17 protein-coding genes are annotated in these 16,541 nt (G+C 70.7%); 16 read left to right on the top strand and 1 reads right to left on the bottom strand.

What is annotated here, in order from left to right:
• Window positions 1-88 precede the first annotated feature (88 nt).
• The 14 genes from H295_RS0131810 (at window position 89) to H295_RS0131740 (ending at window position 14,534) form a co-directional block, all read left to right on the top strand.
• Complete coding sequence (locus tag H295_RS0131810) at window positions 89-1,168, top strand: S1 family peptidase (RefSeq protein WP_028809933.1); 1,080 nt, start codon at window positions 89-91, stop codon at window positions 1,166-1,168.
• A 260-nt stretch (window positions 1,169-1,428) separates the two neighbouring features.
• Window positions 1,429-1,593: a hypothetical protein gene (locus tag H295_RS47595; RefSeq protein ID WP_020139391.1), complete on the top strand. Its 165-nt coding sequence runs from the start codon at window positions 1,429-1,431 to the stop codon at window positions 1,591-1,593.
• Window positions 1,586-1,993 (top strand): hypothetical protein, encoded by a 408-nt coding sequence (locus H295_RS0131800; protein WP_020139390.1) that lies wholly within the window; start codon window positions 1,586-1,588, stop codon window positions 1,991-1,993. Before H295_RS47595 ends, H295_RS0131800 begins: the two co-directional genes overlap by 8 nt.
• 97 nt (window positions 1,994-2,090) lie before the next feature.
• A complete protein-coding gene (locus H295_RS0131795) occupies window positions 2,091-2,666 on the top strand; it encodes a hypothetical protein (RefSeq protein ID WP_020139389.1) in 576 nt (191 codons plus the stop codon).
• A gap of 50 nt (window positions 2,667-2,716) precedes the next feature.
• Window positions 2,717-3,007, top strand: coding sequence for a hypothetical protein (locus H295_RS0131790; protein ID WP_020139388.1), 291 nt, complete (start codon window positions 2,717-2,719; stop codon window positions 3,005-3,007).
• A 426-nt stretch (window positions 3,008-3,433) separates the two neighbouring features.
• Complete coding sequence (locus H295_RS0131780) at window positions 3,434-4,300, top strand: hypothetical protein (RefSeq protein ID WP_020139387.1); 867 nt, start codon at window positions 3,434-3,436, stop codon at window positions 4,298-4,300.
• A 39-nt stretch (window positions 4,301-4,339) separates the two neighbouring features.
• Window positions 4,340-5,539 carry a phage tail protein gene (locus tag H295_RS0131775; RefSeq protein WP_020139386.1) on the top strand — a complete coding sequence of 400 codons (1,200 nt, stop codon included), beginning with the start codon at window positions 4,340-4,342 and terminating at the stop codon, window positions 5,537-5,539.
• Entirely contained in the window at window positions 5,536-6,396 is an 861-nt protein-coding gene (locus tag H295_RS0131770; RefSeq protein ID WP_020139385.1) for a phage distal tail protein, read from the top strand. The genes H295_RS0131775 and H295_RS0131770 overlap by 4 nt, the downstream gene beginning before the upstream one ends.
• 37 nt (window positions 6,397-6,433) lie before the next feature.
• Window positions 6,434-7,516, top strand: coding sequence for a hypothetical protein (locus tag H295_RS0131765; RefSeq protein WP_020139384.1), 1,083 nt, complete (start codon window positions 6,434-6,436; stop codon window positions 7,514-7,516).
• Window positions 7,517-7,541: 25 nt separating this feature from the next.
• Window positions 7,542-8,543: a hypothetical protein gene (locus tag H295_RS0131760; protein WP_020139383.1), complete on the top strand. Its 1,002-nt coding sequence runs from the start codon at window positions 7,542-7,544 to the stop codon at window positions 8,541-8,543.
• On the top strand, window positions 8,543-9,676 hold the full coding sequence (locus H295_RS0131755) for a hypothetical protein (protein ID WP_020139382.1): 1,134 nt from the start codon (window positions 8,543-8,545) through the stop codon (window positions 9,674-9,676). Before H295_RS0131760 ends, H295_RS0131755 begins: the two co-directional genes overlap by 1 nt.
• Before the next feature lie 34 nt (window positions 9,677-9,710).
• The gene (locus H295_RS47590; protein WP_020139381.1) at window positions 9,711-9,884 is read left to right on the top strand and encodes a hypothetical protein; all 174 of its coding nucleotides are present in this window, start codon (window positions 9,711-9,713) and stop codon (window positions 9,882-9,884) included.
• A gap of 136 nt (window positions 9,885-10,020) precedes the next feature.
• A complete protein-coding gene (locus tag H295_RS0131745; RefSeq protein ID WP_020139380.1) occupies window positions 10,021-13,569 on the top strand; it encodes a DNA polymerase III subunit alpha in 3,549 nt (1,182 codons plus the stop codon).
• Window positions 13,566-14,534 carry a DNA polymerase Y family protein gene (locus tag H295_RS0131740; RefSeq protein WP_020139379.1) on the top strand — a complete coding sequence of 323 codons (969 nt, stop codon included), beginning with the start codon at window positions 13,566-13,568 and terminating at the stop codon, window positions 14,532-14,534. Before H295_RS0131745 ends, H295_RS0131740 begins: the two co-directional genes overlap by 4 nt.
• Before the next feature lie 3 nt (window positions 14,535-14,537).
• On the opposite strand, the gene H295_RS0131735 is transcribed toward H295_RS0131740, so the two are convergent.
• Window positions 14,538-14,912 carry a cupin domain-containing protein gene (locus tag H295_RS0131735; RefSeq protein WP_020139378.1) on the bottom strand — a complete coding sequence of 125 codons (375 nt, stop codon included), beginning with the start codon at window positions 14,910-14,912 and terminating at the stop codon, window positions 14,538-14,540.
• Between the two features lie 95 nt (window positions 14,913-15,007).
• Between H295_RS0131735 and H295_RS0131730 the strand changes: the two genes are divergently transcribed.
• Window positions 15,008-15,451, top strand: coding sequence for a MarR family winged helix-turn-helix transcriptional regulator (locus H295_RS0131730; protein WP_020139377.1), 444 nt, complete (start codon window positions 15,008-15,010; stop codon window positions 15,449-15,451).
• Between the two features lie 172 nt (window positions 15,452-15,623).
• A complete protein-coding gene (locus tag H295_RS0131725; protein WP_020139376.1) occupies window positions 15,624-16,487 on the top strand; it encodes an esterase/lipase family protein in 864 nt (287 codons plus the stop codon).
• The last annotated feature ends 54 nt before the right edge of the window (window positions 16,488-16,541 follow it).

Raw genomic sequence — 16,541 nt, 5'->3', positions numbered from 1 at the left:
TTTCGGAAGAGTGGTCGCCCGTCAGCCATCCTTCCGGTCCGTGAGCTCCCCACAAGCCGCGGACCGAACCCCCACAGGAGGACCCGAGTTGAAGCACCGACGTATACCCAGGCGGCGGATCGTCGTGGCGGGTGCGGGTGTTGCCGCGCTGGTCGCGGCGGGAGTCACCTTGCAGACTGCGAACGCCAGCGAGACGCCGGCCCCGTCCGGGGCCAGGACCCTCTCGGCCCTCGCGGCCGGAAAGCTCGCCTCGACCCTCGGGGCGGATCTCGGCTCGGATGCGGCCGGGACGTTCTACGACGCGAAGACCGGAACTCTCGTGGTGAACGTGCTCGACGAGGACGCGGCACGGACCGTGACGGCGGCCGGGGCCTCGGCGAGAGTCGTGCCCCACTCGCTCGCCGAGCTGAAGAGCGCGCGCACCACGCTGGCGAGCGACGCGACCGTCCCGGGGACGTCCTGGGTCACCGACCCGACGACGAACAAGGTCGTCGTCACGGCCGACCGCACGGTGTCCTCCGCCGAGTGGGCCAAGCTCACGAAGGTGGTCGACGGGTTGGGGTCGGTGGCGCAGCTCCAGCGCACGAAGGGGGAGTTCAGGCCCTTCATCGCCGGAGGAGACGCGATCAACGGGTCCGGCGGGCGGTGCTCGCTGGGCTTCAACGTGGTGAAGGGCGGGGAGCCCTACTTCCTCACCGCGGGGCACTGCACCGAGGCGATCTCGACGTGGTCGGCCGACGGGAAGACGATCGGGACCAACGCGGCGTCGAGCTTCCCCGGCAACGACTACGGGCTGGTGAAGTACACGGCGAACGTCGCCCACCCCAGTGAGGTGGACCTCTACAACGGCTCCGCGCAGGCGATCACGGGCGCGGCCTCGGCGACGGTCGGGCAGTCGGTGACGCGGAGCGGGTCCACGACCCAGGTGCACTCCGGGAAGGTCACCGGCCTGGACGCGACGGTGAACTACGGCAACGGCGACATCGTGAACGGGCTGATCCAGACCGATGTCTGCGCCGAGCCGGGGGACAGCGGCGGCTCGCTGTTCTCGGGGAGCAGCGCGATCGGGCTGACGTCCGGCGGCAGCGGTGACTGCACCTCCGGCGGCGAGACGTTCTTCCAGCCGGTCACGGAGGCGCTGTCGGCGACGGGTACGTCGATCGGCTGACGGCGGTCCGGTGTGCGTGGAGTCCCGTCCCTCGGGTGTGTGCGGGGGGCGGGGCTTTCGCGTCTCCTGGTGTCGCTTCCTGACCATGGTGGCCGCGGGCCCCTCCGGTCATCGTTATCCGTTCGAGACCTCACGTTGCTCACGCTGTGCTTGGGGCGGCCGTTACATTTGCGGTTCCCGGGGCATCAACTTCCCTCTGACCAACAGAAGTTGATCTCCCGTCAGGTGCCTTCACAGCCTCATGTTTCGGGGGAAACGCTGTGCAGAAGATCCAGTTGACCTATTGGTGGAACGGGCACGAGCCCGGTGACGTCGTGGACGTCGACGACCTCGCCGCGCGGGAACTGCTCGGTGTCATCGCCCGGCCCGCGGAATCCGTCGAGGACTCCGAAGGCGCCGTATCCGCCGAAGACTCCGATGAGTGAGCCGTACATCACCTTCCCGGACGTGGAGCAGCTGGTCGTCGACCTGCTCAAGGACCGCAGCGAGCTTTCGGGCGTAGTCGTCGACGTCGCGCCGCCCGCCGGGTTCGACGGCTCGCAGCGCGCCGTACTGGTCTCCCGGATGGGCGGTGCCTGGGCGGAGGACCCGCGGCTCGACAACCCGCTGGTCGACCTGGAGGCGTACGGCCCCTCCAAGGCGGCGGCCCACACCGTCTCCCTCGTGGCCCGGTCCCTGATGCTTCAGCTCCGAGGCGTGCGGCACGGCGGGGCGACCGTCGTGGACGTCGTCGAGGAGGACGGGCCGCGCTGGCTGCCCGACTACCGGCACGCCAGTGCCAACCGCTATGTCTCGACCACCCGCCTGGTGGTCCGCCCGGCCTGAACGGCCGTATCACCGGCGTGAACGGCCTTGTCACCGGCTTTGTCTCGCCGCACTCCCACAGCAGCACGTCATGTCCATCTCCCAGCAAGGAGCAGTGATGGCCGGAACGAACGCCAAGGAGATCCGGGTCGCGGGCAATGGCCGTGTCCTCATCGCCCCGCTCGCGACCGCGCCGCCCGCCGACACCGCCGCGGCGTGGGGTGCCGGGTGGAAGGACCTCGGCTACACCACCACCGACGGGGTCAAGATCTCCAAGAAGGACAAGCTGGACCCCGTGGACACCTGGCAGAGCGTCAGCTCGGCGCGGTTCGTCTACTCCGACCGCGATCTCAGCTTCAAGTTCCAGCTGCTCCAGCTGAACGAGGACACCCTGCCGTTCTTCTTCGGCGGCGGGCAGGTGAAGGAGACCGCGACCGGGTCCGGTCTCTACAAGTACGAGCTGGCGGCCGAGCCGAAGTTCGACGAGCGGATGCTCGGGCTGGAGTTCGTGGACGGCGACGAGGTCAAGTACCGCCTGATCGTCGCCCGCGGTCAGGTGACCGAGACGGAGGAGCTCGCTCTCGTCCGTACCGCCCCTGTGAAGCTCGGTGTCACCTTCACCGCGCTGGCCACGGTGGACGGTGCCCCGTTGGCGACCTTCCTGATGAAGGACCCGAGCTTCAGCGCGGCCTGACCCGCTCGATCTCCCGCCTCTCGCCCCTCACAGCAAGGAGCTCCACCGCCATGGCCCCCTTCAACGTCAACGCCGCCCGTGCCCAGCGTCTCGAAGCGGTCGGGAAGAACTGGGAGTTCGAGGTGGACGGGGATGTGTTCCGGCTGCCCACCGAGTTCCCGCGCAGTATCGCCAAGCAGATCGCCGCGCTGGACGACAACGACATCGACGGGCTGTTGGCGCTGCTGCTCGGCGCGGAGCAGTTCGAGCGGTTCTGCAAGTACGACACGAGTGTGCAGGACGTCTCCGCGATCCTGGAGGCGTACGGCAACGACACCGGCATGTCGTTGGGGGAAGGCTGAGCCTCGGCGCGCTGGTCGACGAGCACGCCGAGGCTCTGGAGGCGGATCTGCTCCGCCATTACGGGGTCGACCTCCTCGACTGGCACCGGGGCCGGCTCTCCTCCCGCCGCCTTCGGGTCCTGGTCGAACACCTTCCCTCGGACTCGTCGTTCGCCCGAGCGGTCCACGGCGAACAGGCGGAGTGGACGGTCACGGACCATCTGCTGGCGGCGGTCGTCGACCATCTGGCGGTCGCCAACTGGATGTTCGCAACGGTCCACCGCGACGAGGACACGGAACCGGCGGAGTATCCGGAGGCGGTACCGCGGCCGGGGGACGAAGGCATCCAGGGCTCTGGGAGCGGGCCTCGGGCGACTTTCGAAGAAGGGGCGTCGCAGGCGGAGATCGTCGCCTTCCTGAGTTCACCGAGTTGAGAGGAGCCGGTGGGTGGGTGAGGACGTCAGGGTTCTGGTCGAGAGGCTGACCGCTCGGGTCGAGACCCTGGAAAGCACGGGGAACTTCACTGTTCGGTTCAAGGAACAGTTCGCGCAGGCATTGAGCGCGGGTGACGACTTCAAGAAGGCCGTTCAAGGAGAGATCTCCTCCTGGAAGGCGGCGCAGGACGCCGCACAGCAGAAGCTCTTGGACCCCAAATGGCATCCCGACAATGTGCCGGTGACCGGTGGCAAGTTGGAAGCCACCGGCCTCAAGGCCGATGTGTTCGGAGCGCAGGCCGAGTACGGCCTGATCAAGCATGAAGCAACGCTGATCGACGTCAACAAGATCCTGGAGAACCGCGAGCAGAAGCGGCGCGACCAGATCATCGACAACCGGTTCGCCGATCTCGCACGGATCGACAGGAATCTGCGAGCGGCGATCAATTCCACCCAGGATCGCATCACCACCAGCGCCAAGGACGTCCGACGCATCGCCCGTGCCGCTGACCAGCAACTGCGTCACCAGATCACTGACCTGCGCGCCAGCCTCAGGACCGCCAACCGGGTGGCCCACTCGGCGGAGCGGCACAGCAAGAGGGTCGAGACCGCGGTCAAGCGCCTCGTTCGGACCCAGTACACCGACGATCAACGGGTGCGCAGCCATATCACCGCTCTCAAGACCAAGATCGTTCGGGTCGCCAACGACGCGGACCAGCACAACAAGGCACTACGGATCAAGACCAACAGTCTGGACCGGCAGGTCAGGGCAGGTCTTCAGCGGGTCCATGAGCTGGAAGGCAGTGCCCGGGGCGCGGGGCGCTCCATCCAGGGCCTGCGCAATGACCTCAACTCCCTCGAACAGACCCTGCGGCGATGACGACCCGCACGACAGCGACAGCGACGGAGCCAACTCACCATGCAGACGTCACTCGTATCGGTCACCCGGGCGCTGAACCAGATGCGTACCGCGGCCACCAGCACCGGCGGTGCCGTCACTCGTATGCGGACCGCCGTCACCGGGGCGAGCAGTTCGGTCGACCGGCTAAGGAACTCGGCCACTCAGGCTGGTACCGCCACCAGCCGGCTGCGGACCGGGGCCACTCAGGCGAGCGCCGGGCTGAACCAGGTGCGGACCGCCGCCACCCGGGCCGCCGCCGACGTGCAGCGGGCCGGGCGGAGTGCCGCGTCCGGGGGTGGGCTGTTCTCGCGGTTCAGCCAGGGGCTGCGTACCGCCACCACCGCCCAGCGCGGGCTCAACACCGCCATGAAGGCCAACATCCTCGGCGCGATCCTCGCCCTCGTCATGCCGCTCATCACCAAGCTCATCGACATGGCGATGCAGTCCAAGACCGTGCAGGCCGTCATGCAGGCGGCGTTCAAGATCATCGGGCAGGTGGTGGGGACGGTCATGAAGGGGGCGTCGGTCGCCATCAACTGGCTGATCGACGCCGGGAAGAACGTCGTCAACTGGCTCAAGGCCAACTGGCCCCTGCTCGTCGCCATTCTCACCGGACCCGTCGGGATCGCCGTGCTGGCGATCGTCAAGCACTGGGACAAGATCAAGGACGCCGTCGGGTCGGTGCGGGACTGGATCGTCGACAAATGGAACGCCGTTGTCGACTTCCTGCGCGGAGTGCCAGGGAAGATCTGGGGATTCTTCGCCGAACTCCCCGACAAACTCATGCACTTGGGCGGCGACCTGGTCCAGGGCCTCATCAACGGCATCAAGAACTCCGCCTCGGCGCTCCTCAACACCGTCAAGAACTTCATCGTCAACACCATCCCCGGCCCCATCCGCAGCATCCTCGGCATCGCCTCCCCGTCCAAGGTGATGATGGGGTTCGGCGGGGACGTCGGCGAAGGGCTCGCCCTCGGTATGGAGGGGGCCGGCAACCGGGTCGCCGGTGCCGCGGGCCGGCTGGCCACCGCCACCGCGCGCAGTGTCATCGGGCCCGGTTACAGCCTCGCCGGAGTCGCCGGAGGGGCGTCGGCCCGCACCAAGGCCGCCCCCGCAGGCGGGCCCGTCACCGTCAACGTGCACCCCCGCCCCGGCCAGTCCGAGTACGAGATCGGCCGGATCACCGCCCGCGAACTCGCCTGGGCGGCCAAGCGATGAGCGCCCGCCAGCTCCAGCAGCCGGTGTTCGAGGTGGACGGCTGGGCCGGGAACACCGTCGACGACGACGGCGTCGAGTGGTGGGTCACCGGTGAACAGGGCTGGGCCGCCACCCCGCCCGTCCGGCTCACCCTGACCGACCGCCCCGAGCGGCACGGCGCGTTCGACGCCCCCTCCTACCGGGGGCCCCGCGTGATCACCCTGGACGGCCTGGCCATCGCTCCCGAACGCGCCGTACGCGAAGAGGCGAAGGACCGGCTGGCCGCCGTACTCGCCGACGGCAGCGCCCTGTTGCCGCTCGTCGTCACCGAACCGCACCGGGTGCGGCGGGCGTTGGTCCGCCTCACCGCCGAGACGAAGATCGCCGACCGCAAGTCCGGAGTCTTCGAGTTCTCCCTGACCATGACCGCGCCGGACCCGCTGCGGTACTCCTACGGGCTGAACACCAGCACCTGCCCCCTGCCCTCCTCCAGCGGCGGCGTCTCCTTCCCGCTCTCCTTCCCCCTGGACTTCGGGTCCGGTTCCTCCGGGGGCCGGCTGCTGCTCGAGAACAAGGGCACCGTCCCGACCTGGCCGGTCTGGCGGATCGTCGGGCCCTGCACGCAGCCGGTGATCAGCAACACCGCGACCGGCGAGGAGCTCGCCTTCGAACTCACCCTCCAGGAAGGTGAGTTCCTCGTCGTCGACACCGACGCGCGTTCGGTGCTGCTCCAGGGCACGGCCTCCCGCCGGGCCACGCTGCTGCCCGGTTCGGACTGGTTTCCGCTGCGGCCGGGTGCGACGCCCGTGCTCTTCCGCGCCCGCGACTACGCCCCGGCCGCCCGACTGACCGCGGAATGGCGGGACGCCTGGCTCTGACCCCGCCCGCCCCAGCTACCAGAAGGAACGCACCCGCATGAAGGACTTCGAGCGCGACTCCGGATGGCTCTCCGGCGGTGTCGTCGACGCCGAGGACGCCCGGCTGGCCACCGGTGTGCTCGCCTCGGCGGCGGCCGACCCCGGCAACCCGATCGCGGCCCGCACCGGCATCACACCCGGCCCCGGCAACCCCGGTGGCGTAGAGGCGGAGGCGACACCCTCGCGCTATGTGCAGATCCGGCCCTTCCAGGGGGTCGTGCAGGGCACCCGAGCGCCGTACGCGGGCGCGTACCTGATCACGCTCGGCCAGCTGAAGCGCCTCGACGTGCTCACCGAGGCCCCGGCCCACTCGTCGTACGCCCGGATCGCCCTCGTCGTGGCCCGGCAGACCGACCGGCAGTACGGCGACGCGGGCGACGGCATGGTGGTGCAGGTGGAGGCCGGGGCGCCCGCGCCGACGCCGGTCCCGCCGAGGCTGACCGGCGACTTCCTGCCGCTCGCCCAGATCACCGTGCGGGCGAACGCGGGCTCCGTCACCCAGGCGGACATCAAGGACCTGCGGGTGTTCACCGTGGCCGCGGGCGGGGTGCTGCCCTTGCAGAGCTACGAGTCGCTCCCGGCCGACGGCTACGCCGGACAGCGGCTGTACGACCTCGAGACCGGCCTCGACCTGGTCCGCGCCGGGACGAACTGGCGTCCCGCGGCCACGGGGGCGGTGGAGTTCTTCGGGCCGGCGGACCCGGGCTGGCCGCAGATCGGCGGCTTGGCCGAAGCCACCGGCTACACCTTCAACCAGGTCACCGTGCCCCCGGCGCCGTACCCCCGAATGCTGCTGATCACAGGGCAGATGTACGCGGTGACCTCGGGCTCCGACGAGCGGTGGGACCACGTGGTGCGCAAGCCGGACGGGACGGCCTTGTCCCTCGCCTGTTTCCACGGCGGTCCCTCGAGGATCACCACCAGCGTCGCCCAGGGGCACTACCTGCTGCCCGCCGCGACACAGCTGGTGCTGACGCAGTACGTCGCCCGGGGCGGCGGCATGACGACCGGTTCCTGCAGGGTGGGCTCAGCCGCCGCGCTCTACACCGGCCTGCGTGTGATCGCGTTCCCCGTCCCGTGACACTCCGACCGGAAGAGGCATCCTCATGAGCACGCCCACCCCAGAACGCGACTCCGGCTGGATCTCCGGCGGAGTCGTCGACGCCGAGGACGCCCGGCTGGCCACGGGCGTGTTCGCCGCGCCGGGGCCGAGCCCGGTGCAGGCCCGCAGCGGAATCCGGCCCGCCACCGGGGACCCCGGCCGGGTCCAGGCCACCGCCACCGTCTCCGGCAAGGTCACCGTCGCCCCCTTCCAGGGCGTGATCCAGGGGACCCGGGCCAGCGCCACCGGCGCCTACCTCGTCACCCTCGGCCAGCAGAAGACCCTCGACGTGCTCGGCACGAACCCCGCCGACTCCAGCAACCCGCGCAACGACCTGGTGATCGCCCGGCAGCGTGACGCGCAGTACGGCGACGCCAGCACCGGCATGACGGTGGAACTCGTGAAGGGAACCGCCGCAGCCACCCCCGTCGACCCCGCGGTGACCGGCGACTTCATCACGCTCGCCCGGATCAGGGTCGCGAAGAACGCTTCGTCCGTCACCGCCCCCGACATCGACGACCTGCGCCCGTGGACGGCGGCGGCGGGTGGCATCCTGCGGGTCTGGGGTGAGGGCGGCCGGCCCACCTACCCGTACTCGGGCATGTACATCCACCGCTGGGACACCAACCACCTGGAGTGGTACGACAGCACGGCGGGCTGGCGGGCGGTCAACAACGACACCGGCTGGACCACGCTCACCTTTCCCGCCGGCTGGACCGTGTACAACAACGAGCCACCGGCCGTGCGCAGGGTCGGTGCGGTCGCCTACCTGCGCGGCGCGATCCGCACGAGTGTCGCCCAGTCGGCCAACCCCACGACCGTCATGACCCTCCCGGCCGCCTTCCGCCCGGCGGTGCGCCACCACTGGTACGTGGTGCTCGGCGGCACCCGGACGGGCGTGGAGGGCATCGTCGATCCCGACGGCAGCGTGAACCTCTACCCGCAGACCACCCCTCTGCCCGCCGACCAGCTGGTCTACATCAACACCACCTGGCTGGTGGGCTAGTGACCGCCCGACCGACCCGCTACACCTACTACACCGCCGACCTCGCCACCGGCGTCATCACCGACGAACTCCCTTTGTACGACGTCACGTTCAGCACCGAGCTCAACGAAGCCGGTGAGTTCCGGGCCCGGTTGCCCCTCGGCGACCCGAGGATCACCGTCCACCGGCCCCGCGAACTCACCGAGCCGGGACGCGCGGCCCTCTACGTCGAGCGGGACGGGGTGCTGGTGTGGGGCGGGGTGGTGTGGACCGTCAAGTACACCTCCGTGGACCAGCACCTGGAGATCGGCGCGGCCGGATTCCTCTCCTACTTCGACCACCGGCGCGTCCTGCCCGCCGACTTCGACCCGGCCGGCACCGGCGGCCTGGCCTCCGCCGACATCACCTTCACCGACCGCGACCAGTCCGACATCGCCCGCGAGCTCGTCGCCATCGCCCAGGAGCACACCCACGGCGACATCGGGATCCGCCCCGAGTCCACCGCCCTCTCCGGCATCACCCGCACCCTCGTCTACCCCGGCAGCGACCTCAAGAGCACCGGCGAGGCCCTGCGTGAGCTGGCCAGCCTGGAGCACGGCCCCGACTTCGTCATCGACATGGCGTACGGCAGCGACGGCCGCCCCGTGCGCCGGCTCCGCGTCGGCACTCCGCAGCTCGGCCGGCAGGACACCCCGCACGTGTGGGAGTACGGCGCCAACCTCATCGGCTACACCTGGCCCGCCGACGGCGCCTCCACCGCGACCCGGGTCTTCGCCCTCGGGGAGCAGGGCGAGGGCGGCCAGCTCGTCGCGGTCGCCGAGGCCGACCACGACACCGGGCGCCCGCTCACCGAGACCGAGGTCTCCTACGTCCATCTCACCGACGCGGACCTCCTGCGCTCCCAGGCCCGGTCGGCCCTCGCCGCCGTCTCGGCCCCCGTCGTCCTGCCCGAGCTGACCGTGCGCGCCGACCGGGATCCGGTACTCGGGTCCTACCAGGTCGGCGACGACGCCCTCGTCGTCATCAAGGACGTGTTCTTTCCCGAGGGCACCCGCTTCGGTGTGCGCATCACCGGGATCGAGGTCACGCCGGGCAACGACGCCGGCGAGGAGCAGGTCCAGCTGACCGTGACACCCGCCACCGGCACCCCCTGAACCAACCGGCACCCCCTGAACCAGAGGAGCATCCGTGACCAGGATCAACCGCCCCGACACCCTGCTGACCGAGCTGCGCGACATCAAGCGCCGGCTGCACGCGCTGGAGACCGCGCAGCGTACGACGAGCACCTCACCGCAGCCCGCCGTCGCGGCCGAGAACCGCACCGAGGAGCCCCCGGAGACGGACCCCGCCGGGCCCCTCTAGCCCGGTCCCGGCAGTCGACCGTACGACCGTTTCCGCAGGTGGGAGACGGTCGTACTGCTGTCGTACGCATGTTCGAGTTTTGGTCTATGGTGGAGAAGAGGTGATAGGGAACTGATGTTCGATACGGGAGGTGTGGATGTCCGGCTTCACTCATCTGCACACCGTTTCCGGGTTCTCCCTGCGCTACGGCGCCTCGCACCCCGAGCGCCTGGCCGAGCGCGCCTCCGAGCGGGGGATGGACGCCCTCGCCCTCACCGACCGGGACACCCTCGCGGGGTCGGTCCGGTTCGCGAAGGCCTGCGCGAAGGCGGGGGTGCGGCCGCTGTTCGGGGTGGAGCTGGCCGTGGAGGAGATCGAGCCCGTACGGCGGGAGCGGCGCCGCACTCCCGTGCGCGGAGGCGCCTTCGTCGACGAGTCGGCCCCCCGGGTCACCTTCCTCGCCCGGGACGGCGCCCGCGGCTGGGCCGACCTGTGCCGGCTCGTCACCGCGGCGCACTCCGGCAAGGCGGCCGAGGGTCCGCCCCTGCTGCCCTGGACGGAGAACCGGGGGGACGGGCTGACCGTGCTGCTCGGGCCCGCCTCCGACGTCGGCCGCGCTCTCGCCGCCGGCCGTCCCGACCGGGCGGCCCGGCTGCTCGTGCCCTGGCGGGAGGTGTACGGCGACGCCCTGCGGCTCGAAGCCGTCTGGCACGGGAGGAAGGGCACCGGCCCGGGCTCCCTGCGGCTGGCCGCCCGTACCGTCGGTTTCGCCGCCGAACAGCGGATCCGGCCCGTGCTCAGCAACGCCGTGCGGTATGCCGACGCGGGCCTCGGGCCGGTCGCCGACGTGCTGGACTCCGCCCGCCGGCTCGTCCCCGTCGGCGCGGTCAAGGAACTGGACTCCGGTGAGGCCTGGCTCAAGGACGCCGGGGCCATGCTGGCGGCCGCCGAGCGGATCGTGGAGGCGGCGGGCTTCCGGCGGGACACCGCGCACCGGCTGCTGGAGCAGACGCGGGCGACCGCGGCCGAGTGTGTCGTCGACCCCGAGGACGACCTCGGCATCGGCACCGTCCACTTCCCCGAGCCGCATCTCGTCGGCGCCGGGCGGCGTACCGCGCAGCGGACGCTGGCCTCCCGGGCGGCGGCCGGGATGGTGCTGAAGGGGTACGCGGGCAGGGCGGCGTACTGGGAGCGGATGCACGACGAACTGGACATCATCGCCCACCACGGCTTCGCCTCCTACTTCCTGACGGTAGCTCAAGTCGTCGATGACGTACGGGACATGGGGATCCGGGTGGCTGCGCGTGGTTCCGGGGCGGGGTCGCTGGTCAACCATCTCCTCGGCATCGCGCACGCCGATCCCGTCGAACACCGGCTGCTGATGGAGCGATTCCTGTCCAAGCGCCGGCTCGCCCTGCCCGACATCGACATCGACGTGGAGTCCGCGCGCCGGCTGGAGGTCTACCGGGCGATCATCGGGCGGTTCGGCAGCGAGCGGGTCGCCACCGTCGCCATGCCGGAGACGTACCGGGTGCGGCACGCCGTCCGGGACGTGGGGGCGGCCCTGTCCATGGACCCCGCCGAGATCGACCGGATCGCCAAGTCCTTCCCGCACATCCGGGCGCGGGACGTCCGCGCGGCACTGGAGGAGCTGCCCGAACTCAAGGCGCTCGCGGGGGAGAAGGAGCGGTACGGCAGGTTGTGGGGGCTGGTGGAAGCCCTCGACGCGCTGCCGCGCGGGGTCGCCATGCACCCGTGCGGGGTGCTGCTCTCGGACGCGTCCCTGCTGAGGCGAACGCCGGTCGTGCCGACCAGCGGCGAGGGGCTGCCCATGTCGCAGTTCGACAAGGAGGACGTCGAGGACCTCGGACTGCTCAAGCTCGACGTGCTCGGGGTGCGGATGCAGTCGGCGATGGCGCACGCGGTCGCGGAGGTGGAGCGGGGGACAGGGGAGCGGATCGACCTGGACGCGCTGACGCCCGGCGACCCGGCGACGTACCAACTCATCCGTTCCACCGAGACGTTGGGCTGCTTCCAGATCGAGTCGCCGGGGCAGCGTGACCTGGTCGGGCGGCTCCAGCCGGCCACCTTCCACGACCTCGTCGTCGACATCTCGCTGTTCCGGCCGGGGCCGGTCGCCGCCGACATGGTGCGGCCGTTCATCGAGGCACGGCACGGGCGGGCGCCCGTCCGGTATCCGCACCGGGATCTGGCGGAACCCCTGGAGGAGACGTACGGGGTCGTCGTCTTCCACGAGCAGATCATCGACATCGTCGACATCATGACCGGGTGCGGGCGCGGCGAGGCGGACCAGGTCCGGCGCGGGCTCTCCGACCCGGAGTCGCAGGGGCGGATCCGGTTCTGGTTCGCTCAGCACGCGGCGGCGAAGGGCTACAGCGCGGAAACGATTCAGCGGGCCTGGGAGATCGTCGAGGCCTTCGGGTCGTACGGCTTCTGCAAGGCGCACGCGGTGGCCTTCGCCGTACCGACGTACCAGTCCGCGTGGCTGAAGGCGCACCATCCGGCCGCCTTCTACGCCGGGCTGCTCACCCACGACCCCGGGATGTACCCGAAGCGGCTGCTGCTGGCGGACGCGCGGCGGCGCGGGGTGCCGATCCTGCCGCTGGACGTGAACGCGTCGGGGGTCGCCCATCGTATCGAACTGGTGTCCGATAACCCCTCGGTGTGGGGTCTGCGGCTCGCCCTCTCCGACGTGTACGGCATCAGCGAGGCCGAGGCCGCACGGATCGCGGAGGGGCAGCCGTACGCCTCGCTGCTGGACTTCTGGGAGCGGGCGCGGCCGAGCCGGCCGGTGGCCCAAAGACTGGCCCAGGTCGGCGGGTTGGACTCCTTCGGTGCCAACCGGCGTGATCTGCAACTGCACTTGACCGAGCTGCACCGGGGCGGCCGGGGTGCGGGCGGCGGTCAGCTCCCGCTGGCGGGCGGGCGCAGGACCGCTCCGGCCGGGCTGCCGGACCTGTCCTCCGTGGAGCGGCTCAGTGCCGAGCTGGGGGTGCTGGCGATGGACGTCTCGCGCAATCTGATGGACGACCACCAGGAGTTCCTGCGGGAGTTGGGCGTGGTCGGCGCGCGGCGGCTGCGGGAGGCGCGGCACGGGGAGACCGTGCTGGTCGCGGGGGCCAAGGTGGCCACCCAGACACCGCCGATCCGGTCCGGCAAGCGGGTCATCTTCACCACCCTGGACGACGGCACCGGCCTGGTCGACCTCGCCTTCTTCGACGACTCGCACGACGCCTGCGCCCACACCGTCTTCCACTCCTGGCTGCTGCTGGTGCGCGGAGTGGTGCAGCGGCGCGGGCCGCGCAGCCTCAGCGTGGTGGGCGCGGCGGCCTGGAACCTCGCCGAACTGGTCGAACTGCGGGACGGGGAGGGCCTCGACGCGGTCGCCGCGCGGTTGGCTGAGCCGGTGCCGGGGGCGGGGGATGGGCAGGGTTCGGGTTCGGTTTCGAGTTCGGAAAGGGCTTGTGACGAGAGCGGAGACCCGGCGGAAGGGCCGGCCGGGGATCCCTCGGGAAGCCAGGGCGGAGAGCCGTCGGGACGGCGGTCCGGGGACGCGGTCGGCGGTCGGCGGATCCACCTGTCGACGGGATACGAACTGCATCCGTGGGCCGATCTGCGACCGGCGGGTCAAGAGGCTTCACAGGTAAGGAAGTTGTGGCACCAGAGTCCGGGGAGTGCGGGATGACCATCCTCTGCGTACGTTTCCAGCTGCCGCCGACGCGCGAGGCGGTCCTGCCCGAACTGCTCGGCCTCCTGGAGGAGTTCACCCCGGTCGTCGAGGCGCTCCCGCCCGACGGGGCCCTGGCCGATCTGCGGGGCGCCGAACGGTACTTCAAGCGGGACGCCGTCGAACTGGCCTCGGTGATCCGGGTGCGCGCCCTCGCCCTGCACGGGGTGGACTGCTCGATCGGCGCGGGGCCCGGACCGATGCTGGCCCGCATGGCGCTGAAGGACGCCCGGCCCGGGCTGACCCGCGTGGTCCCCGAGGACGCGGTGGCGGACTTCCTCGCCGACCGGCCCGTCGCCGCGCTCCCCGGTGTCGGCACCGCGACCGCCCGTGTCCTGTGCGAGTACGGCCTCGACACCCTGGACCGGGTCGCCGCCGCGCCGCTGTCCACCCTCCAGCGCCTGGTCGGCGCCAGGGCCGGCCGCGAGCTGCACGAGAAGGCGAACGGCGTGGACCGGGGCCGGGTGGTCCCGAACGGCGTCTCGCGCTCCCTCGCCACCGAACGCCCCTTCGACCGCGACGAGTTGGACCCCGACCGGCACCGCCGCGCCCTGCTCTCCGCCGCCGAGGAACTGGGCACCAGGCTGCGCGCCCTCGACAAGGTCTGCCGCACCCTGACCCTCACCGTCCGCTACGCCGACCGCACCGCGACCACCCGCAGCCGCACCCTCGGCGAGCCCACCGCCCACTCGGCGGCCCTGACCAGGGCGGCCTACGGCATGTACGAGGCGCTGGGCCTCCAGCGCGCCCGGGTGCGTTCCCTCGCTCTGCGGGCGGAGGGCCTGGACCCCGCCGAACAGGCCTCCCACCAGCTCACCTTCGACCCCACCGACGACAAGCTCCGCCGTATCGAGGAGGCCGCGGACCGCGTCCGGGCGAAGTTCGGACCGCTGGCGGTGCTGCCGGGGACGCTGGCGGCGTAGGGGTCAGTTGGCCCACGGGGGAGTGATACGGCTGCCGTCCGCCAGTTCCGCCTCCAGACCGATGGAGGTGCTGACCCAGGTGAGGGCGGTGTGCTCGGTGGGGTTCTCGACGGCGAAGGTCACCCCGGGATTGACGATCACCGTGTCGCCCGCGGTGATCCCGTGGACGGCGCCGTCGAGGGTGATCAGGAGTTCGCCGATGAGCAGATGGAAGATCTCCTCGCGGTTGACGGTGTGAGCCGGTGCCTTCGTCCCCGCCGGGATCTCACCGCGCCAGGCGCAGAGCTCCTTGGTGCCGCTGAGGGGAGTGGCGTACGAGACGAAACGGGCGCCGTGGATCTCATGGGTGACGGCTTCGGATGAACGGACGACGGGCATGCGGGACCTCCGGTCAGAAATGGTCAAGCAGCTTGACTATGTGCTCTTATCGTCAAGCTGCTTGACCATTTCGTCAAGGGTGTTTCAATGCCTGGGTGCAGAACTCCGAAGCCCTCGCCCTCGCCGCCGCCCTGCTCGCCGCGGCCGGCGACCTGACTCAGCGCATCAACGACGGCGTCCTCGCCCGGGGGTTCGAGGGGCGGCCCGCCTGGGGTTTCGCGTTCGCGCGGCTCGCGCCGGACGGGGCCACGGTCACCGAGCTCGCCGGACATCTGGGGGTGACCAAGCAGGCGGCGAGTCAGCTGGTCGACGAGATCGTGCGCCAGGGGTACGCCGAGCGGCGGCCGCACCCCGAGGACGCCCGGGCCCGGCTCGTGGTGCTGACCGAGCGGGGGTGGGCCTGCACCCGGGCGGCGGAGGAGGCCGCCGCGGAGGCCGTGCGGGCGTGGGTCGATGTGCTCGGTGAGGATGAAGTGCGCGCGCTGCGCGAGCGCTTGGGGCGCATCGCTCCCCATGGCCCCATCAGGCCTGCCTGGTGACGGTTCATCAGCAGTAGCGCCTGGCGCGGTTATCACTGGAAGTTTTTACTGACGCGTAACTTCACAAAATTGCTACTCATCCGTAACTTTCAAATTGAACAGCATCCTTCGTGATCCGGATCACAGGGCGTAAGGCCATCGCAACTCCCTTGAGCCGCAAGGAGATCACCCGATGCTGCCCTGGAAACGACTGCTCAGACCCCTCGCCGCCGTCCTCCTGACCGCCGCTGTCGCCGTCGTCCCCGCCGCCGGAGCCGCCCAGGCGGCCACCGCCCCGACCTCCGGCTGGAACGACTGGTCCTGCAAGCCCTCCGCCGCCCACCCCCGCCCCGTCGTCCTCGTGCACGGCACCTTCGCCAACTCCACCGACAACTGGCTGGCCCTCGCCCCCTACCTGGAGGACCGCGACTACTGCGTCTTCTCCTTCGACTACGGCCAGTTGCCCGGGGTGTCCCTCTTCCACGGCCTCGGCCCCATCGACAAGTCGGCCGAGCAGTTGAGGACCTTCGTCGACAAGGTCCTCGCCGCCACCGGAGCCACCGAGACCGACCTCGTCGGCCACTCGCAGGGCGGCCTGATGCCCCGCTACTACCTCAAGTTCCTCGGCGGAGCCGCCAAGGTGAACGCCCTCGTCGGCATCGCCCCCGACAACCACGGCACCACCCTCTCGGGCCTGACCGACCTGCTGCCCTACTTCCCGGGAATCAAGGACTTCCTCACCACCAACACCCCCGCCCTCGCCGACCAGGTCGTCGGCTCCCCCTTCCTCACCAAGCTCAACGCGGGCGGCGACACCGTCCCCGGCGTCAAGTACACGGTCCTCGCCACCAAGTACGACGAGGTCGTCACGCCGTACCAGAGCCAGTTCCTCAGCGGATCCGGCGTCCACAACGTCCTGCTCCAGGACCTGTGCCCGCTCGATCTCTCCGAGCACGTGGCCATCGGCCTCTTCGACCGGATCGCCTTCCACGAGGTGGCCAACGCCCTCGACCCGGCCCGCGCCACCCCCACCACCTGCGCGTCGGCGCTGAGTTGAGCGTCGCCGGGGCCTGTCCGGCCTGAGCCGCCGGTCAGGCCCCGGAGTTCATAC

The organism is Streptomyces sp. 351MFTsu5.1 (genome assembly GCF_000383655.1).
GTDB lineage: Bacteria > Actinomycetota > Actinomycetes > Streptomycetales > Streptomycetaceae > Streptomyces > Streptomyces griseorubiginosus.
The sequence above is the reverse complement of the archived record's forward strand: the minus strand, read 5'-3'. Positions and strand labels throughout refer to the sequence as shown.